The organism is Bradyrhizobium sp. 14AA (genome assembly GCF_054185205.1).
The window spans coordinates 1-14,884 of sequence record NZ_JAVAYM010000008.1; the positions used below are offsets into that span (position 1 = coordinate 1).

General features: G+C 63.5%; 12 protein-coding genes and 1 pseudogene. 4 read left to right on the forward strand and 9 right to left on the reverse strand.

From position 1 onward, the window contains the following. Window positions 1–577: pseudogene (locus RAD15_RS16265) on the reverse strand (VWA domain-containing protein); the annotation flags it as partial. A 123-nt stretch (window positions 578–700) separates the two neighbouring features. Here RAD15_RS16265 and RAD15_RS16270 point away from each other — a divergent pair. Both RAD15_RS16270 and RAD15_RS16275 read left to right on the forward strand, forming a co-directional pair. After that, a complete protein-coding gene (locus tag RAD15_RS16270; RefSeq protein ID WP_458179137.1) occupies window positions 701–946 on the forward strand; it encodes a GlsB/YeaQ/YmgE family stress response membrane protein in 246 nt (81 codons plus the stop codon). Window positions 947–1,051: 105 nt separating this feature from the next. Beyond that, complete coding sequence (locus tag RAD15_RS16275; protein ID WP_128950190.1) at window positions 1,052–1,894, forward strand: AAA family ATPase; 843 nt, start codon at window positions 1,052–1,054, stop codon at window positions 1,892–1,894. A gap of 1,001 nt (window positions 1,895–2,895) precedes the next feature. On the opposite strand, the gene RAD15_RS16280 is transcribed toward RAD15_RS16275, so the two are convergent. The 6 genes from RAD15_RS16280 to RAD15_RS16305 all read right to left on the reverse strand — a co-directional run bounded on the left by RAD15_RS16280 (window position 2,896) and on the right by RAD15_RS16305 (window position 8,745). Then, window positions 2,896–3,516: a WG repeat-containing protein gene (locus RAD15_RS16280; protein ID WP_458179139.1), complete on the reverse strand. Its 621-nt coding sequence runs from the start codon at window positions 3,514–3,516 to the stop codon at window positions 2,896–2,898. Continuing rightward, entirely contained in the window at window positions 3,513–4,289 is a 777-nt protein-coding gene (locus tag RAD15_RS16285) for a hypothetical protein (protein ID WP_458179141.1), read from the reverse strand. Before RAD15_RS16285 ends, RAD15_RS16280 begins: the two co-directional genes overlap by 4 nt. Window positions 4,290–4,780: 491 nt before the next feature. Next, window positions 4,781–6,427, reverse strand: coding sequence for a GMC family oxidoreductase (locus tag RAD15_RS16290; protein ID WP_458179143.1), 1,647 nt, complete (start codon window positions 6,425–6,427; stop codon window positions 4,781–4,783). 16 nt (window positions 6,428–6,443) lie between these two features. After that, the gene (locus RAD15_RS16295; RefSeq protein ID WP_458179145.1) at window positions 6,444–7,037 is read right to left on the reverse strand and encodes a GNAT family N-acetyltransferase; all 594 of its coding nucleotides are present in this window, start codon (window positions 7,035–7,037) and stop codon (window positions 6,444–6,446) included. A gap of 117 nt (window positions 7,038–7,154) precedes the next feature. Then, entirely contained in the window at window positions 7,155–8,081 is a 927-nt protein-coding gene (locus RAD15_RS16300; protein WP_458179147.1) for an SMP-30/gluconolactonase/LRE family protein, read from the reverse strand. A 310-nt stretch (window positions 8,082–8,391) separates the two neighbouring features. Continuing rightward, window positions 8,392–8,745 carry a hypothetical protein gene (locus RAD15_RS16305; protein WP_458179149.1) on the reverse strand — a complete coding sequence of 118 codons (354 nt, stop codon included), beginning with the start codon at window positions 8,743–8,745 and terminating at the stop codon, window positions 8,392–8,394. 183 nt (window positions 8,746–8,928) lie between these two features. Here RAD15_RS16305 and RAD15_RS16310 point away from each other — a divergent pair, with 183 nt between their 5' ends. Beyond that, window positions 8,929–9,153 (forward strand): hypothetical protein, encoded by a 225-nt coding sequence (locus RAD15_RS16310; RefSeq protein WP_458179151.1) that lies wholly within the window; start codon window positions 8,929–8,931, stop codon window positions 9,151–9,153. Between the two features lie 306 nt (window positions 9,154–9,459). On the opposite strand, the gene RAD15_RS16315 is transcribed toward RAD15_RS16310, so the two are convergent. Then, window positions 9,460–10,116 carry a glutathione S-transferase family protein gene (locus tag RAD15_RS16315; protein ID WP_458179153.1) on the reverse strand — a complete coding sequence of 219 codons (657 nt, stop codon included), beginning with the start codon at window positions 10,114–10,116 and terminating at the stop codon, window positions 9,460–9,462. A gap of 162 nt (window positions 10,117–10,278) precedes the next feature. On the opposite strand from RAD15_RS16315, the gene RAD15_RS16320 reads away from it, so the two are divergent. After that, the gene (locus tag RAD15_RS16320; RefSeq protein WP_458179155.1) at window positions 10,279–11,502 is read left to right on the forward strand and encodes a polyhydroxyalkanoate depolymerase; all 1,224 of its coding nucleotides are present in this window, start codon (window positions 10,279–10,281) and stop codon (window positions 11,500–11,502) included. 19 nt (window positions 11,503–11,521) lie between these two features. On the opposite strand, the gene RAD15_RS16325 is transcribed toward RAD15_RS16320, so the two are convergent. Next, window positions 11,522–14,869 carry an adenylate/guanylate cyclase domain-containing protein gene (locus RAD15_RS16325; RefSeq protein ID WP_458179157.1) on the reverse strand — a complete coding sequence of 1,116 codons (3,348 nt, stop codon included), beginning with the start codon at window positions 14,867–14,869 and terminating at the stop codon, window positions 11,522–11,524. Window positions 14,870–14,884 lie beyond the last annotated feature (15 nt).

Consider the following 14,884-nt stretch of genomic DNA (forward strand, 5'->3'; position numbering starts at 1 on the left):
GCAGGCGGCGCAGCGCCACCTTGATGTTGCGGATGCCGAGCTCGACATTGCCGTCGAGATCCTTGAACTCGCGCTTGTCCCACACCTTCACGGCGCGGTTGTTGCGGTTCTTCTCCTGGCCGATGCGGACGCCTTCGGGATTGTAGCCGTGGGCGCCGAACGGCGAAGTGCCGGCGGTGCCGATCCACTTCGAGCCGCCCTGGTGCCGGCCCTTCTGCTCCTCGAGGCGCTTCTTCAGCGTCTCCATGAGCTTGTCCCAGCCCATGGCCTCGATCTGCTTCTTCTCTTCCTCGGAGAGGTATTTCTCGGCGAGCTTCTTCAGCCACTCCTCGGGGATCTCGGCCTTCTCCATGGCGTCGAGCAGGTTTTCCAGCCCTTTGAACACCGTGCCGAAGACGCGGTCGAACTTGTCGAGGTTGCGCTCGTCCTTCACGAGGGACGTGCGCGACAGGTAGTAGAAATTCTCGACCGAGTAGTCCGACAGATCAGCGTCGAGCGCCTCCATCAGCGTGAGGTATTCGCGCAGCGTCACGGGGACCTGCGCGTCGCGCAGAGAGGTGAAGAATTGCAAGAACATGGGTGACAGATTGCCCGTCGGGTGGCGAACGTCAAGGGGCGCAAGTCCCCCTTGAGCGCTGGACCGGGAGGCTTTTTGCTCTAGAATTGGCGGCCTCACGGGGTTGTTTTGGGGACGTTTGCAATGGGAATTCTCGCAGCACTCATCATCGGCGCGATCGCCGGCTGGCTTGCCGGCAAGATTGTCCACGGGGCGGGATTTGGGCTGATCGGCAACATGGTGGTCGGCATTATCGGTGCGCTGGTTGCAAGCTGGGTGCTGCCCCAGCTGCACATCCAGCTGGCAACGGGCACGGTCGGCGCCATCGTCGATGCCACCATCGGCGCGGTGATTGTGCTCGTCATCCTTTCGCTGATAAAACGGGTCTGAAAGCCTGACCGAACCAGGAACGGCCGCCATGAGCGGCCGTTCCCATGTCGCGACCAGGGCAATGAAAGTGGCGATGCCCGGGACGACGACCAACAAGGACGCGCAATGAAATTTACCGGCACCAAGGACTATGTTGCGACCGAGGACCTCAAGGTCGCCGTCAATGCCTCGATCGTGCTGGAGCGCCCGCTCCTCATCAAGGGCGAGCCTGGCACCGGCAAGACCGTACTGGCCGAGGAAGTGGCGAAGGCGCTGAACGCGCCGCTGCTCACCTGGCACATCAAGTCCACCACCAAGGCCCAGCAGGGCCTCTACGAATACGACGCGGTGTCGCGCCTGCGCGACAGCCAGCTCGGAGATGCGCGCGTATCCGACATCAAGAACTACATCAAGCGCGGCAAGCTGTGGGAGGCGTTCACCGCCGAGCAGCGCCCCGTGCTCTTGATCGACGAGATCGACAAGGCCGACATCGAATTCCCGAACGATTTGCTGCTCGAGCTCGACCGCATGGAATTCCATGTCTACGAGACCGGCGAGACGATCAAGGCCAAGCAGCGCCCGATCATGATGATCACCTCCAACAACGAGAAGGAGCTGCCGGACGCCTTCCTGCGCCGCTGCTTCTTCCATTACATCAAGTTCCCCGACGCCGACACGATGGGCCGCATCGTCGACGTCCACTTCCCCGGCATCAAGAAGCGCCTGGTGGAAGAGGCTCTGCGCATCTTCTTCGAGGTGCGCGAGGTGCCCGGCCTGAAGAAGAAGCCGTCGACGTCGGAGCTGCTCGACTGGCTGAAGCTGCTGCTCAACGAAGACATGAGTGTCGAGCAACTGCGCGAACGCGACCCGCGCAAACTGATCCCGCCGCTGCACGGCGCGCTGCTGAAGAACGAGCAGGACGTGCACCTGTTCGAACGGCTGGCGTTTCTGAGCAGACGGGAAGTGTAGGCCTCGCTGCCGACCACACTCGGTGTCGTCCTGGCGAAAGCCAGGACCCATACCGCGTGATGTATCGATTGCGGATAGTCGGCGTACCGGACGACCAGTCTTCGCCAAACCACTCCCTGGGGTAATGGGTCCTGGCTTTCGCCAGGACGACGTTGGGGAGACATTCGCGAGCTCTCTCCACATCGTCATTGCAGCGAAGCAATCCAGAATCCCGCTGCAGAAACAGTCTGGATTGCTTCGCTGCGCTCGCAATGACGGAGCAAGGGGCAATGGCGTCGCTCTCCGAATCATACCTCGACCTGCAGACACACCTTCGCATCCTCGCGGCTCATCTCGCCCGAGCTTTGCTTCATTCCTCGCCGCTCCGAAGAAAGAGGGCGCAGGGAAGGCCGGGTGCCGACCGGCACCCGCGGTCTGCTGCGCGAATGTAGCGCAGAGAAACCGCACAGCAGCATACAGGTGTAGCCAATCACTCGGCCTTCCCTGCGCAGTGGTCGGACGGCTTATGCCGTGCTCTCCCGGGAGCCGAGTTCCCTCTGGCCTCCCTCACCCCAGCGAAATTCACCAGCACCGCGCCGGTTGACGCGACTGCCGCATCCGCCGAGGCTTGACCGTAGCAACGACGGCCAGGACCACACGGTTTTGCCGTACGCGTTCAGCACCGCTCGTCCGCACGCGGTTTCGGACTCACAGGGACTACCCGCCCTGCCCGCACCCTCTCGTGCCGACGCTGCCGCGTCCACCGCAACCCAGCCCGCGTTTCGAACGACTCGCGAACCGCCCCTCTTCGTCGGGCCGGGCTGTTTCGATATATGCCGCAATTCCGAATTTCGGTAAAGTGGAATATTTTTGAGGAGAGGGGTTGACGAGGTACGGGGTGTTTTGCCCGACGCTTCCCACGCAGCCGCTCGTAGCCCGGATGGAGCGCAGCGAAATCCGGGAACAGTGTGCGGATCGAAGTAGCTGTCCCGGATTGCGCTGCGCTCCATCCGGGCTACGGACTAACGCTGCTGCGTTTTCCATACGTCCCAAGACTGGAACGGCACGACCACGCGTCCCATGGGATCAATCCGGCCCCACTGCCCGCCTTCGTACCAATGATGCGCCCCATCTGAGACCAGCGCGCAAGCGACACAGACCACGGCCACGCCTTTCTCGAACGGATAGGCTCCGTCGTAGATGGCGGGGATGACGAGATCGAGATTGCGATCGATATATCCGATCTTGCCGCCAACCCGAGACCGCGCAAGACCATCCACGAAATCATCAGCACCGTTGTCGTAGGTTTCGACCGGCACGAGCGGTCCCCCGCGTCGCACGTAAAACCATTGGCCCTTCTTTTTGCCGGCGCCGTACAGCAGGACTCGCGCCAAGCCATCAGGCGCAAATTGAAGCCGCGACAGATAGGAACTTGTCAGGCGCGGCCGGCCATCGGGACCGATTGTCGCGCACTGCTTGATGTCCAGCTCGGGCTCCCAGCAATCGAAAAACGCGGGTGACACGTCCCCGTTTCGATCGTCGGCTGCGACAGGCCCCGTGGCAAATGCCAACAGAACGAGAAGGGCCCAAACGCGGGATGCCGCGATCAGGGACTCTCCGCTTCTCGTCTTGTGACGTGTCATGAACCGCTCGCCAAGGCAGTCTCGAATGTGCCTGCGATGACATTGAACAGCTCGATGAGAGCTCTGATGCCGAGAACGTATTCAAGATCGCTGCCCCATCGTGCATACAAGTCCGCTCCCGGGACAAGTCGCCCCAACACTGCAGCCCCCTCGGTCTCGAATGCGTATTTTGGCTCGCGCACGTGGACGATGCGAAACTTGAGCGGAGACCGCATGCGAAAGGCATTTCCGCCGAGCCACACGCCAACCTCGAAGACGAGGCAGCCGCCGACCTTCTTCTGCCATCGATTCCGGGAGCGGCCTTCATATCCCAAGTCGCCACAGAATTGTTCGAGGAAGGGAATGACGTCCTTTTTCGTTCGAATTCCGCCGGCGGGATCGATGCGAAGACGCTCGGCTTCCGCCATCTGCAATGCACTTAAGCGAGCTATCCGGCTCTCGCGAAACGCCTGATCCTGGTAGACTCTTCGAAGGTGTTCGAAAACGCATTTGATGAGCGGCGGAGCTGCGAACGGCGGCTCGACATAATCCCTGGCGGCAAAGAGTTCGTCCAGAAGGGCGGAGCGATATTTCGGCACGATGGCGAAAGTCCGTCCGTCAGGATTACCCTGTCCAAGCGACTGCATCGTTTCGATCGCGACTTCGTCCCAATATCGGTTGAGCAGATCCGAACATTGCGCTCCGCAGAATTGGATAAGTTCGTCCTGCCCGCCTTGTGGAGCGAGAACCCAAGCGCCTCGAACGCGGCTTGCGTCGGCCGGCGACCGGGCCATTTCGTCACGATTTCAAGAAGGGGATGATCTTCCATGGATTGTGGCTCGTGCGACGGGCGAAATCGTAGGGTGGGTTAGCGTCAGCGTAACCCACCTCTTTTGTCTCCGCATCGACAGAAGCGGTGGGTTACGCTTCGCTAACCCACCCTACGCAGATCTAACCACCTTACGGCGCCTTTCTTCTTGGCCAATTAGCCTGCGAGCTACGACAAATCGCCTGCAGCTTTCGTCTGCCATTCTTCCATGGATCCGAGAATGACTGTCTGGGCCAGCTTGGATGTGCATCCTTCTTGCCGGACCAAGTCAAATGAACTTCGGCCACTCTTCCATCCTCCAGTGAGACAAGAACGTCGTCGCGGTCATCTCGCCTGGCGTGCACCTTGACCTCCAAACCGGCAAGCGGGTGCCGATCATCAATCTCCTTCCTTAACTCCTCTTTGAGAAGAAGGCGTTCCCGTTCATCGATGATCTGACGCCAGGGCTCAATCACCTCACGCCACCGCGGCATCCGGAATCCGCGCGGCTTCCATCGGCTGCTTGCCGCGGATCAGGTCCGAGGCACGGTCGGCGATCATCATCGTGGATGCATTGAGGTTCGCCGAGATCATGCGGGGCATGACCGAGGCGTCGATGACGCGGAGGCCTTCGAGGCCGTGGACGCGGAGCTGGTCGTCGACCACCGCCCACGTGCTATCCGCCGGGCCCATGCGGCAAGTGCAGCCGGGGTGGAAGGTGGTGGTGCCGCGCTCGGTGGCAGCGGCGAGGAATTCGTCGTCGGTGTTGATGTTGGGGCCGGGAAAATCCTCATAGGCGTAATAGGGCGAGAGCGGCGCCGACTTCAGCAGGCGCCGCGCGAGCTTCATGCCGCCGACGATGACGCGGCGGTCGAGCTCGGCGTCGAGATAGTTGGTCTGGATGATCGGCGGCGCGAACGGATCGTTGGAACGGATGCGGACATAGCCGCGACTCTCCGGGCGCTGCTGCCAGGAGGCCACCGTCATGCCGGGTTCATCCTCGAGCTGGCCCTGCACGCCTTCCTTGTAGGACGCCGGCGTAAAGGTGAGCTGGAGGTCGGACGAGTCGGCGCTCTCGCCGGAATGCCAGAAGCAATAGACCATGGTCGGCGACAGCGAGAGCAGACCTTTGCGCGCCGTCGCCCATTTCAGCGCCTCGATCCACAGCGAGAAGCCGCGGCGAAGCTCGTTGATGGTCTTGATGTCTTTGACGCGCGCTACTGTGCGCGGGGCGTAGTGGTCCTGAAGACCTTCGCCAACGGGCAGCGCATGACGCACGGCGATGCCGTGCTGCTGCAGCAGATCGGGCGAGCCGACGCCGGAGAGCTGGAGCAGCTGCGGTGAATTATAGGTGCCGCCGGACAGGATCACTTCCTTGTTGGCGCGCACCTCCACCGGCGTGCCGCCGCGGCCGCCCTTGGTGTAGCGCACGCCGACGGCACGCTTGCCCTCGAAGATGATCTCGGTCGCGTGCGCATGGGTGTGCACATGCACGTTGGGCCGCTTCATCGCGGGCTTCAGGAACGCAGTCGAGCCGGAGACGCGCAGGCCCTTGTCGATGGTGCGCTGGCAGTAGGAGACGCCTTCCTGGGTCTTGCCGTTGTAATCGGGGTTGCGGGGAATGCCGAGCGAGACCGCGCCTTCCATGAAGGCTTCGCAGAGCGGATCGCGCCAGTCCATCGTCGTGACGGTGAGATTGCCCTCGCGGCCGCGATAGGTGTCCTCGCCCTCGCCGACGCGTTTCTCGAGCCGCCGGAAGTAGGGCAGCACGTCGGCATAGCCCCAGCCGCGATTGCCCATCTGCGCCCAGGTGTCGAAATCCATGCGCTGGCCGCGGTTGTAGATGTGGCCGTTGATCGAGGACGAGCCGCCGAGCGTCTTGCCGCGCGGCGCGTAGATGCTGCGCCCGCCGGTGTAGGGTCCCACCTCCTGCTGGTAGGCCCAGTTGATGCTCTTCATGTGAAAGGTCTTGATGAAGCCCGCCGGCAGATGGATGTAGGGATGCCAGTCGCTGGGCCCGGCTTCCAGCACGCAGACGCTCACGTTCGGGTCTTCGCTCAGCCGGCTGGTGAGCACGCAACCCGCGGAGCCCGCGCCGACGATCACATAATCAAATCTGTCCATGGTGCCTCGGCCGCCCCTAGCGCGGCTTGTCGTTGAGTTGATAGTTCAAATGCGTTTGCACCGTCGGCCATTCGGCGGCGGTGATGCTGTAAACCACGGTGTCGCGCAGCGTGCCATTCGGCGTCACCTGATGGCTGCGCAGAATGCCGTCCTGCTTGGCGCCCAGGCGCTCGATGGCGCGGCGGCTCTGGTGATTGAAGAAGTGCGTGCGGAATTCCACCGCGATGCAGTTCAGCGTCTCGAAGGCGTGGCGCAGCAGCAGCAATTTGCACTGCGTGTTGAGCGGGCCGCGCTGCGCGCTTGTCCCGTACCAGGTCGAGCCGATCTCGACGCGGCGGTTGGCGGCATCGATGTTCATGTAGGTCGTCATGCCGACGATGTTGCCGCCGGCATCGAACACGGTGAACGGCAGCATCGAGCCCGCGGCCTGCAGGCCGAGGCGCCGGTCGATCTCCTTGCCCATGTTCTCCGGCAGCGGGATCGCCGTGTACCAGAGTTTTGACAGCTCGCCGTCCTTGACCGCTGCCACCAGCCCGTCGAGATGCTGGTGCGACAGCGGCTCGAGACGGGCGTGCTGTCCGCGCAGGGTGATGGGGTCAGGCCAGGGCATTGAGGTTGTCTCCTTACGTCATTGCGAGGAGCGAAGCGACGAAGCAATCCAGACCATCTCCGCAGAGGCATTCCTGGATTGCTTCGCTCCGCTCGCAATGACGGTAACTAGCACCGTTTATTTGTTTAGGAAATTGAGCGGCAATCCGCCGCGCGGCCAGTCCATGGCGATCAGCTCGCCCTTGCCTGACAGCGTGATGTAGGCGGTCTTCAGCTCGGGGCCGCCGAAGGCGATGTTGGTGGTGACGCGGTCGCCGGTCGGGACCTGCTCGACCAGCGTGCCGTCGGGCGCGATCACCGAGATGCAGCCGGAGACGAGGGTGGCGACGCAGACATTGCCGTTCGCCTCCACGGCGAGCGAGTCGAACATCTGGTAGCCGCCGAGGCCGCAGATCGGCTTGCCGCGTTCGCCGCGATAGATCGCGTCGCGCGGCTTCAGCGTGCCCGGCGCGGACAGCTCATAGGCCCAGAGCCGCCCGGTCGGCGTTTCCGCGATGTAGACGGTGTTTTCATCCGGCGACAGGCCGATGCCGTTGGCCGGCAGCACGCCGTGCACGATTTCGACGATCTCTTTCATGCCGGGCTTGAGATAGTACATGCCGCCGACATCCATCTCGCGGGCGCGGCGCTTGCCGAGATCGGAGAACCACAGGCCGCCCTGCTTGTCGAAGACGAGGTCGTTCGGCCCGCGCAGATCATGCTCGCCGCACTTCGTCACGACGGTCTCGACCTTGCCGGATTGCAGATCGACGCGCTGGATCGAGCCGCCGAGATAGTCGTCCGGCTGCGGGCCCGGCATGATCATGTTGCGGGTCGGAATCCAGGAGAAGCCGCCATTGTTGCAGATGTAGATCTTGCCGTCGGGGCCGAGCGCGGCGCCGTTCGGGCCGCCTGGAATCTTCGCCACGATCTCCTTGCGGCCGTCGGGATAAACGCGGGTCAGGCGCTGGCCGCGGATCTCCACCAGCACGACCGAGCCGTCCGGCATCACGACCGGCCCTTCGGGAAATTCGAGGTCGGTGGCGAGGACGCGGACGTCAGACATTTTGGGACCCTCCCGGCTGCTTGTTATGACTTGCACGGGATGTCCGGCACGGGCCCCACACGCAAGATTTGCCTGCGGTTATGGCAAAGTCGCCTCGGCTTGCCAAGCAAGCGGCACGGTATGCCAGCGTTGCGCGCTGCTGTCGCAGCGGCGTGCGCGATGAAGCGTTTGGCGATTGCTCCGAGCTCGACCGGAATTGCTCTCGTGCCCCGGATGCAGTGCAGCGCGCCGCCTCTTCGCGTGGTGCACTGCTAGGCCGGCGCCTATCTCGCCAAATTCACGCTGCGCCGCGTCCGGGAGACGGGTGCCTTCATTTCGCGTCCTTGGGCGGCGGCGCGTCCTGCTTCTTCTTCACGTCGTCGGCCACCTTCACCTGCGCGGCCTGGAGATCGCCGAGCGTCTTCTGCAGGCCGGCAACGCTCGTCTTCAGCGCGTCGATCTGGCGACCCGCCGCGTCCAGCTTCTGCTGATGATCGAGGGTGAGCTTGGCGATCGTCTTCTGGAGGAAATCGACATTGCTCTGGAGACAGCTGGTGCGCCGCTCCCAGGTCTTCTCGACGGTGCAGATCTCGATGCCGGGCACGTCCTGCGCGCGGAGCGGCGCAATCGCCAGCGTGGCGAGCAGCAACATCAGGAAACAAACACCGGCGCTTCGAAGCAGCATGCAGTTCCTCGTCAAATTAATCACGGCAATGTGCGCCGATTGCGCGCAGCCGCGTGAGGCTACCACACTCGCACCGCATTCTCGCGTTGTGCTTGCGCCTGTTCCCTTGGACGGGGAACGATGATCCGCATGCGGAGGACATGGGCACTCCTTCCGCGGCTTTGTTTAGGGGAGATTTTTACAATGGCAACGCGTGATAGACGTCTGGCGGAATTCGATGGCGCCGGCGAACCGCCACCCGGCCTTGCAGTCGAAGTGCTGTGCGAGGACCACAGCGGAACGTATCAACTTCCGTTCGCCTGCCAATATGTCGGCGGACGCTGGCAGAACCGCGAGGCCGGTATCGCGGTCGAAGCGACCGTCATCGGCTGGCGCCTGCCGCGCGTGAAGCATTCCGGCGTGGCCTGAGGAGCGCCCAAGCCCAGCTTAAAGTCTGGCTCAAGCCTGTCTCAAAATGCAACGGGGCCGCGCTCCGCCTTAACGAACGGAACGCGGCCCGAACGAATCACGTCCGAATCAGCCGTAACGCCGTGTCCACGCCTGTTCACGGCTAGATGTCGCAACCGAGCCGCGCCTGCATACAATATCTGCGCAGCACGTGGATTGACCCGGATCAGAAACGGGCGGCAAAAGTTAACGGATTCAATGAGATGACGGACGGGCGCGGCAGCCCGGGCCCCGCTCCCAAAACAGGCAGGGTGACGCGAAACCTGCCTAATATTCGACCTCGAGCTCCTCGATCTCGGCGGGCTCTTCCTTCGCCGCAGCCATCCATTCCTTCATCTCGGGCATGGCCATGATGGTATCGGCATAGGCCTTCAGCAGCGGCTCGAGCTTGACGTCATAGGTCACGAAGCGCGTCACCACGGGGGCGTACATCGCATCCGCCATGGTGCGCCGCTCGCCGAACAGGAACGGGCCGCCCGACTTCTCCAGGCAGTCGCGCCAGATGGACCAGACGCGGTCGATGTCGGCCTGCGCGCGCGACCAGATCTTGAAGCCGGGAAAATGGCCCTTCAGATTCACCGGCAGCGAGGCGCGCAGCGTGGTGAAGCCGGAGTGGATTTCGCCTGAGATCGAGCGGCAATGCGCGCGCTGGACGCGGTCATCGGGCAACAGCCCGGCATGCGGCATCGCCTCGTTGAGGTATTCGGCGATGGCCAGCGTGTCCCAGACCACGGCGCCCTCGTGCCGCAGGCACGGCACCAGGATCGAGGACGACAGCAGGAGAATCTCGGCGCGCGCGGACGCGTCGTCCGGCGCGGTCACGCTCTCCTCGAAATCGAGCCCGGAAAATTTCGTCAGCAGCCAGCCACGCAGCGACCAGGACGAGTAGTTCTTGCTGCTGATGGTCAGTGTCGCCTTCGCCATATGGCCCTTCCTTAACGCCTGTGACCTGCACCCCGCCCGGCCTCCCGGAAGTGCTCGCTTCCCGCAAATAAAGCAGCAAGCGACGTGCCAATTTCGCGGGCGGCCCACCTCCCGTTTGGCTTCGATATTGCATAGCAGCACGGGAAGGGTGGGCGTTTCAGTATGATGTCGATGTATTATCAGGCCTTTCAGAACCATATGGACCTGACCGCGCCGTGGCGGACGGGGGCTTCGTCCGCGCTCAAATTCCTCAACCTGGTACCGCAGGGCATGTCGGACCAGGTCGTCGGCCGGCTGTCGGCCGCGCTGGAGCTGATCTCGCGCTCCACCCTCACCTATCACCGCCCGGCCTATGGCATCGACAGCGTGATGGTCGGCAATCGCGAAGTCGCCGTCACCGAGGAGATCGCCTACGCGACGCCGTTCGGCTCGCTGCTGCATTTCAAGAAACATGACGTGCCCGAGCAGCCCCGCATGCTGCTGGTGGCGCCGATGTCCGGTCACTTCGCCACGCTGCTGCGCGGCACCGTGAAGACGCTGCTGCAGGACCACGACGTCTACATCACCGACTGGCACAATCCGCGCGACATCCCGCGCAGCGAGGGCCGCTTCGGGCTCGACGACTACACCGAGCATCTCATCGACTTCCTGGGACAGCTCGGCCCGCGCCCGCACATGGTCGCGATCTGCCAGCCGTCGGTCTCCGCGCTCGCCGCCGCCGCGATCATGTGCGAGGGCAATCACCCATCCCGGCCGGCAACGCTGACGCTGATGGCGGGGCCGATCGACACGCGCATCCAGCCGACCAGGGTCAACGAGTTCGCCAAGAGCAGGCCGATCGACTGGTTCGAGCGGAACCTGATCAACTACGTGCCGATGCAGTGCCGCGGCGCGCTGCGGAAAGTCTATCCGGGCTTCGTGCAGCTCACCGCCTTCGTCTCGATGAATCTCGAGCGCCACATCAAGCAGCACATGGATCTCGCCAACCACATCGCCAAGGGCGAGAAGGAGAAGGCGGCCAGCATCAAGACCTTCTACGACGAGTATTTTGCGGTGATGGACCTGCCCGCGGAGTTCTACATCGAGACCGTGCGCGACGTATTCCAGGAGCACCTGCTGCCGCAGGGCAAGCTGATGCATCGGGGCCGTCCCGTGAACACCAAGGCCGTCAGCCGCATGGGGCTGATGACGGTCGAGGGCGAGAAGGACGACATCTGCTCGATCGGCCAGACGCTGGCGGCGCAAGACCTCTGCACCGGCGTGCGCGCCTATCGCCGCGTCCACCACATGCAGGCCGGCGTCGGCCATTACGGCGTGTTCTCGGGCAAGCGCTGGAACAACGAGATCTATCCGTTGCTGCGGGATTTCGTGCACGTCAATTCGTGACGCCTTCCCAAAAGGCCAGCTAGGGAAACGGCACGCGCCTGGCGCTGTGCCTGAGCAGCTCTCTCGCCTCCACGACTTCGGGAAGATCTCGCTCCGCATCGAATTCGGCGAGCAAGGGCGCGAGCGCTTCGGAGACCGCACCCACTCGGCCCTTCATCCTGTGCAGGCGCGCAAGTCCAAGGGCGCTGCGCAGCTCGAACGTCTTCGCCTGCTGGCCTCGTGCGATTTGCAGCGCTCGCTCGAGGGCATTTTCGGCACCGGATTCGTCTGGGGGGTCATGGCGCAACAAAAGCTCGCCATGGACGCGGTGCAGCTCGGCATCGAGCCAATGCTGGCCGGATTGCCCCGCCCATGCGATCAATTCGCTCAGGATTTCCAGCCCCATTTCGAGCTGGCCTGACTCTGCGTCCGCCATGGCGACATGCATCCCCCAAAACGGTTCGCAGAGGTAGCAGTCATTCTCGTGCAGCAAGGTCCAGCCGCGGCGCATTTCCGTCAGTCCGGTCGCCCGGTCGCCGGCGCGCCATTTGGCGAGGCCATTCAGGTAGGTGCCGGCGGCCACATACAGCGGCATCGTGTGGTCGCGCGCGAGTCCGAGCGCCAGGATCGTCTCCGTTTGCTGCAACATGCCCCCGCACAGTCCATCGAACACAGCGCGATGAACGAGCGCATTGGCCTCGGAAAGCGCCCGTTTTTCTCCGCAAGCACTCACCGCCGCACTGGCGAGGCGGCGTGCCCGGCCGATCCTGCCAAGCGGCCAAAGCACCAGGGCAAGAAACCTCATGATCACGAACGGGAGATCCAGCGCCGAAGCCCTGAGCGTCGCCGGATCCGGCTCGGCACCATAGATCTTCAGTGCCTCCTCGAGATGAACCCTCGCGTTCAAGTAATCGCCCCCGAACCAACAGGTGACCCCGCCGGTCCAATGTGCAAGGACGGCGGCCACCGGTGAGTCCGGCCGCCGGTCGGCGGCGCTCTTGATGGCATCCGCCAGCTCTCGCATCGGAGCGAGTTCGCCGTGTGTCAGGCAGGCATTGAAGAGGCCCGAATGGATCGGCGCAAGCTCGACCGGATCATTGATGTCGGCTGCGAACTGTCGGGCCCGCGTCCATGCCGCGACCGTTTCGGGGGCGCTGTGCCCGAGGCTGCCCCGCAAGGCACGGCCATAGGCGATTTGAAGATGCAGCCGGCTCATCATCCGGCGGGGCTCGTCAGGCAACTCATCGGCGGTCGCGACCGCCTTGCCGAGATGTGCGATCGCCTCGGAATAGGCCGAGCGCTTCAGTGCCTGCTGGCCCGCCTTGCGCCACCATTCGAGGGCGACCTCGCTCAGTCCCGCCTCGGTGAAGTGGTGCGCCAGAATTTCCGGCTCGGTTTCCGCAACGACTGGAAATTTCTCGCGCAGGACATCGCCGATGCGCTTGTGAAGCATTTGTCGCTTGCTCCTGAGCAGGCCCTCGTAGGCTGCTTCCTGAACGAGAGCGTGCCTGAAGCTATAGTTGGCTTCGGGCGGGGTCCCGCGGCGCACCAGCAGCTCCGCCTCCTCGAGTTGCCCTAGCGCGGCGCCCAGCGTCAGATCATCTCGTCCCGCGACATATCTCAGCAGCGCGTATGAAAAATCGCGGCCGATGGCAGCGCCGATTTGCGCCACCTCCTTGACCGGAGCCAGCCGGTCGAGCCGCGCCATCAGCGAATCCTGCAGCGTCGCGGGAATGGCGAGCGGCGGGAGCGGACTATCGAGACGATAACGTCCGGATTCCTCGACGAGCATTCCGGACTCCAGCACCATCTTGGTCAATTCCTCGACGAATAGCGGGATGCCGTCCGTCTTGTCGATGATCTGCTTCATCATCTCGCGCGGCAGTTGGCGACCCACGGCCACCTGCTCGATCAGCGCGCGCGTGTCCTGCCGGTCGAGCCGGTCGAGCCGCAACAGGCTGACGTTGCCAAGGCCGGACCATGAGGGCTCGAACTCCGGCCGGGACGTCATGAGCACGAGTATCGGCAGCCGCCGGATCCGGTCGACCCCGAGATCGAACAGTTCAAGTGTCGTGGCATCGGCCCAGTGCATGTCCTCGCAGACAATCAGCAGGGGCTGCTCTCGCGCCAAGCCCTCGAGCTGATCGAGAAGCGCGGCGAATGTCTGCCGCCGCTGCTGCGCCGGGCTCAAACCGAGCGGCGGACAATGGTCGCCGGTTGGAATCGAAAGGAGAGCCGCAATGAGCGGCGTCACTCGCGCGACCTGCTGCGTTCCAAGCGCCAGCATCGCCTCGAGCTTGCCGAGCTTTTGCTCGGACGTGTCGTGCGAGCGGATGCCGGCTGCGCGCTCGAGCTGCGCGACGAAGGGATGAAGTGCGCTGTTGGCGTGATAGGGCGAACACTGATATCGCACCCGCCGGTGCGTCCCCAACGCGGGACTTTCGGACAACGTTGCGACAATGCGCGACTTGCCAATGCCCGCTTCGCCGGAAATCAACACCATCTGGCCCTGCCCCTGCCATGCCAGCCGCTGGCGCGCGAGCGTGAATTCGATCTCCTCCTTGCGACCGACGAAACCGATCGAGCGCGCCGCGCGGACCGCCTCGAAGCGGCTCTCCGATGCGGTCGCCCCCTCGACCGCCCAGACCGCGATGGGTTCGGCTATTCCCTTGACCTCGCGGCGTCCGAGATTGCGAAACGCGAAGAGATCGCCAAGCAGCCGACGCGTCGACGAGGCAACGACGACCGCTCCCGGCTCCGCCAGGCTCTGGAGCCGGGCGGCGAGGTTCGGTGTATCGCCGATCGTTGCGTGTTCCTCTGACGCATCCCCGCTGATGAGGTCGCCGACCACCACAAGCCCGGTCGCGATTGCGATCCGCAGTTCAGCCCGTTCGCCCGCGCCTGTCTTGAGCTGCCCAACCGCAGAGACAATGTCGAGGCCCGCTCGCACTGCCCGCTCCGCATCATCCTCATGGGCGCGGGGATAGCCGAAATAGACCAGTATTCCGTCACCGACGAACCGGGCTATCCTGCCGTCATAAGCAGCAACGACCCTCGCGCAGGCGGCGCGGTAGGCCCGGATCACTTCCCACATATCCTCGGGATCGAGGCGCGCCGAAAGCGCAGTCGAGCCGACCAGATCGCAAAACATGACGGTGAGATGCCGCCGCTCGGCGTCGTGAGGAGGAGCTGGCGATGCGATCAGCGCGGCTGGATCGAGGTCGGCAATGGCACGCAACATTTTGCGGCGATGGCCGAGCAGGACTCCGAGCTTGTCGAAATCCTCGTCCATCAATTCGGGAAGGACGCCCATGTCGATCCCGTTTTGGGCAAAGCGCTCTGCGTATTGCGCAAGCCCCAGCTTCCCGAGCCACTCCTCAATCTGCATTGGCTCCACCGATCG